General features: G+C 33.9%; 8 protein-coding genes. All 8 read right to left on the bottom strand.

Translation table 11 applies throughout. The features are described 5' to 3' along the window. Nucleotides 1-44: 44 nt before the first annotated feature. On the bottom strand, nucleotides 45-431 hold the full coding sequence (locus tag DWV06_RS12570; RefSeq protein WP_115482546.1) for a RusA family crossover junction endodeoxyribonuclease: 387 nt from the start codon (nucleotides 429-431) through the stop codon (nucleotides 45-47). Nucleotides 432-577: 146 nt separating this feature from the next. Then, entirely contained in the window at nucleotides 578-871 is a 294-nt protein-coding gene (locus DWV06_RS12565) for a phosphoenolpyruvate carboxykinase (protein ID WP_115482545.1), read from the bottom strand. Then, nucleotides 868-1413, bottom strand: coding sequence for a hypothetical protein (locus DWV06_RS12560; protein ID WP_115482544.1), 546 nt, complete (start codon nucleotides 1411-1413; stop codon nucleotides 868-870). The genes DWV06_RS12565 and DWV06_RS12560 overlap by 4 nt, the downstream gene beginning before the upstream one ends. After that, a complete protein-coding gene (locus DWV06_RS12555; RefSeq protein WP_115482543.1) occupies nucleotides 1410-1964 on the bottom strand; it encodes an ERF family protein in 555 nt (184 codons plus the stop codon). Before DWV06_RS12555 ends, DWV06_RS12560 begins: the two co-directional genes overlap by 4 nt. Beyond that, a complete protein-coding gene (locus tag DWV06_RS12550) occupies nucleotides 1961-2884 on the bottom strand; it encodes a DUF1351 domain-containing protein (RefSeq protein WP_115482542.1) in 924 nt (307 codons plus the stop codon). Before DWV06_RS12550 ends, DWV06_RS12555 begins: the two co-directional genes overlap by 4 nt. After that, nucleotides 2881-3021, bottom strand: coding sequence for a hypothetical protein (locus DWV06_RS18415; protein WP_155522636.1), 141 nt, complete (start codon nucleotides 3019-3021; stop codon nucleotides 2881-2883). Before DWV06_RS18415 ends, DWV06_RS12550 begins: the two co-directional genes overlap by 4 nt. After that, the gene (locus DWV06_RS18915) at nucleotides 3011-3139 is read right to left on the bottom strand and encodes a hypothetical protein (RefSeq protein WP_268877877.1); all 129 of its coding nucleotides are present in this window, start codon (nucleotides 3137-3139) and stop codon (nucleotides 3011-3013) included. The genes DWV06_RS18415 and DWV06_RS18915 overlap by 11 nt, the downstream gene beginning before the upstream one ends. A gap of 12 nt (nucleotides 3140-3151) precedes the next feature. Continuing rightward, nucleotides 3152-4166 (bottom strand): DUF4832 domain-containing protein (locus DWV06_RS12545; protein ID WP_115482541.1); only part of this gene is annotated, 1015 nt, incomplete at its 5' end.

Here is a 4166-nt window from a genome sequence, read left to right as displayed (position 1 = left end):
TGTGACAGCGTTCTCTCTGCCCTCTGGTATGTAATCTAAAATATTCATTCGCTTGCCCTCCATTCTTCTATTGTGATTTCAATTCTAGGGTTGTCTTTATCAATAAAAAATGTATCTTCAAAACCTATAATCTCTTTCCATCCGTCATTTTTTAACACTCCTGTAGACACTAAAGAATCCTGTATAATCTTGTGTGCAAATGAGGCAATATTGTCTAAGTCTCTGCGTTTGTTGGGTTCGTAAAATTTATATCTTAGAAATACAGGCTTTAATATTTCTAAATCTTTTAAATCTTTTTTTATGTAAATACAGGCTAACTTTTGTGCATCCTTTTTCATTTTGTTGCCTGCATATTTATTAGTTCTATTTGAATAAATATAATCATTTAAGTTTGGTAGTTTTCCGATTATTATAAATTTATGTACTTTCATTTTTTTACACTCTTTTCAAGGTGGGGAAGGGTGGCTAGTCCCTCCCCTGCAATTTAACATCATGGCATAAATTAAATATTGTGACATATTATAATCTCTTAGCATGATAGTTTCTTTTCGCTTTTGCGTGGTGTTTCAACCAAATTTCAAAGGTAATTCCGTCCAAATTCTTTTATAAATTCTTCTCTAGTTCCAATATTTTCCTCATAATAGCTTTGCGCAAGTTGTTTCAAATGTAAGTCAAGTTGTTTATTACCTCTATGTATTGCATTGTCAGAATTAGTGTGAAAATATGGGTGTAATGGAACAAGAAAACCGTATGTTTCCGACTTCTTTCGGTTGCTAGTTCCGTAAAAAATGTGATGTATTGCTACAGGTGAACTATCACATACAAAACAATGTTCTAAGTCGTCCGTTAATACACTAAATAATTTTTTCATTTAATACCCCACACTTCTTTCATTCGTTTTATTTCATCTTCTGGAAGTGTTTCGATTTCAACCTCCTTGCATTCGCTCACAATCATATCTATAAAATGAGCCATTTCTTTCGTGTTATATTCGCTCGAACCTCTTAGCACTAAATAGTGGTGAAACTCCTTGTCTCCTACGTAACCACTTCCGATATATTTCGTATGTATTCCCAATGATTTCATATTCACTTCTGGTAATACTGTTAAAATTGTTCTTCTTCCATTTTCTTCAAATACAGGGAATCCGTATTTGTTTAGCATTTCCTCATATACTTCCTCTTTGCTAGTGTCTAAATGTTCGGCAAGTTTTGACATTAACACCCAAGCATATGCGTTTGCATCTAATGAACGTTTTTCCCTATATTTAGTCACCTTTATGTTTAGCTTGTCCTCGCCTAGTTTGTATGCTTGCATTTTAGCCAAATTAGACTCGGTTATCTTGAAGGTGATAAAAGTATCGTGTGATATAAAATCTTGTCTTAAATCGACAAATTCGCCTGTTAAATTCAATTTGCCACATCCTTTTTACATGTATTGCAAAGTGCTTTTCCGTTGTTGTTCTTTTTCGCTATTTCGTAGCCGTCCTTTGCTGTGTAGTGCTTGCCCTTGTAATCAAAATCAGTAAAAGGTTTACCGCACTTTTCGCACTTGTATTCTGGTTCTTTTTTTGTGTTGTCTCTTGTATCATCATCTTTCGTATCATCAATACAGAAAAGACCATTTAAAGCGTATTTCCTTGCGTAACTACTTGTAGAGCCTGTTACTTGTGCTGTGCTCATACCGCTTTGACTTATGTCCTCTCTTGCGTGTGCATAATTTTCAATGTATTCAACGCTGTCACAGTCTCTCAATCTAACGATTGCTTTTATGTAATATCTATCACCTATCAGCACAATATCATCTGTTATTGTTAATATTGTATTTGTCTGCTTTAAAATCGGTTTAACCGCTTCTAATATATCCTCACAATTTCTATAGTTGTATTTGCCAAACTTGTTGTATTGATTCTTTGGTGCTTTTAGTTCGGTTTGTATAATCAAAAGTTTTTCTTGTATGTTCATTCAATATCATCCCTTTCAAATTCTACCCCTATGCTGTTTAGGTACATATGTACTTGTTCTATTTCCTCTGCTGTTCCACAAACTCTAAATGTTGCCACCTCTTTATTATCCTCTGTATTCGATTGCTTTGATGATTCCTCCACTTTGATACTCAAAAGGCTTTCTTCTGTCTCTTTTCTAACTTCTTCTCTGATGCGATTTTCTTCTTCGATTCTCTTTCTTTCTTCCTGTCGAATCCGTTCGATTTCTTGTTCCTGTCTTCTTCTTTCCTCGATTTGCTTTCTCTCTAATTCTCTCGCAAGTATTTCAGCTTTTTGTTGTTCATATTTATTTATGTATGTAATTGCATCTGATAGGCTTAATGTATCTTTGTATATGTCTAACGCTTTTTGTTTTGATTCGCTATTCATTCCGTTAATTGTCTGTATAGCTTGTAATGTACTTTCTGCTACTTTTTCAATATCTTCACGTATTGCCTTTAGGCTAGTTCCTGCATTTTCCCATTTTGTATCGTATATTTTATTTAATGGTAAGCAGTCTTTTATTTCCTCGCTTAATTCGTTGTAAATCTCGCTTATTTTCACTCTTTTCTCTTGCTTACGTCTTGCCTCATAGTCGGAAACTTGTCCGTTTATTAATTCAATAGGCTTATCTATTAATGACATTAACTCTTTCGTTTTCAACTCAAAATCGTCATAAGGCTTCATATATTCCTTTTTTACTTCTATCTTTCTATCATTCAATGCTTTTTTTAGCTTTCTAAGGCTTGCTACTTCCTTTTTCGCAACTGTCATAGATTCGTCTGTAAATAAAGCACCTTCATACTCCTTCATCTTTTCGTCAAGCTTTGTTTTGATTTCTTCAAAGTTAAAATCTATTTTACCTAGTTGTTGTTTCGTGATTACGTTTAATTCACTCATTCTTTACCCTCTCTTTCTTCAAAGTACTTTTCAATCATTTCTTTTGCCCTTTGCAACCCCATAACAAATGAGGGCATCTGCATCTTTTTAGCAAATTCTATTTCATTATCAAATAATTCAGTAATTTCATTCTTCATCTTCTCCAAGTTCCTCCATATCTTCATTGTGTTTAATACGTTTTCGCATTCGACTATATCTTGAAATCTCTTGTTCGTGTTCCTCAAAAGCATCTAAATTGTCAGGTATGTATTCCATGCTCAAACCTCCTTATGAAATCTCTTTAGCCACTGAACCTGTTATTACATCAGCGTCTAATTTAAGGTTTTCGATTACATTATTTACAAAAACACTTTCCGGCTGCTCTGATACAATATTCAAGTTGATTTGATACTGTCTTTTAACTGCTTCTTCCTCTACAATATCTGCAATCATTTCTCCATCTGAATCCATTTCTAAAGATTCAACAACATTCATGTAGCCAAGCAGGATCTCTTTTGTGTCAGATGTTATTTTCATTTTAATTTCATGTTTTCCAGTTTCTAACCCACTAACAAACCAAGCGAAATACATGTGATTATCTGGTTTAATAGTTGATAAATCCCAGTTAGTTTTAAACTCTTTAATTAATGCTCCATTTTTATAAATGTTAATTATTGGGTTGTCTGTGCCTGTATACTGGCTGTCTCCGAAGTTTCGAATTCTAACTCCGATTTTGTACTTGGCAGCCAATAACACTGTCTCTTGAAAATCGACCAATGTAACATCTAAATCACATTTATTTAAAGCAGCCACTCCCTGCATGCGCATTTTAGGTATATCGTTGTACATAATGAAATCCCCTAATACCAACCAACCGTCTGGACGTTGTGTCTCATTTGCAAACATTAATTTTTTACCATTTAATAACGGATTTTCTACGTATAATCCAAGTGAGTATTTTCCATCTTGTAAATCTAAGTTTGGTAATGAACCAGAAAACTCATATTCTTTTCCATCTGCTAAGATGGTTCTTAAATCCCAATCTGTCAAATATGTTTTAACTTCTCCTGTTTTATCTAAAATGCCTACTTTTACTTTCCAGTCATAATAAAATGGTGCTAAACCTATATTTTTAATTTTTACAGTTAGATTCAGATTCCCCTTTGATGCTCTCGCCACGGTGTCGAATGTTGCTTTTGTTACCGTGAAATCATATCCAAGCATCTGTGAAGCCTGTATTGCTTTTGCTCTTTCCTCGTTGGTTTCAAATCCTCCAAAACCACCTACCAACATCCAAGATGGA

It is taken from the genome of Anaerosacchariphilus polymeriproducens, from assembly GCF_003363435.1.
In the GTDB taxonomy this organism is placed as follows: Bacteria; Bacillota; Clostridia; order Lachnospirales; family Lachnospiraceae; genus Anaerosacchariphilus; species Anaerosacchariphilus polymeriproducens.
The sequence above is the reverse complement of the archived record's forward strand: the minus strand, read 5'-3'. Positions and strand labels throughout refer to the sequence as shown.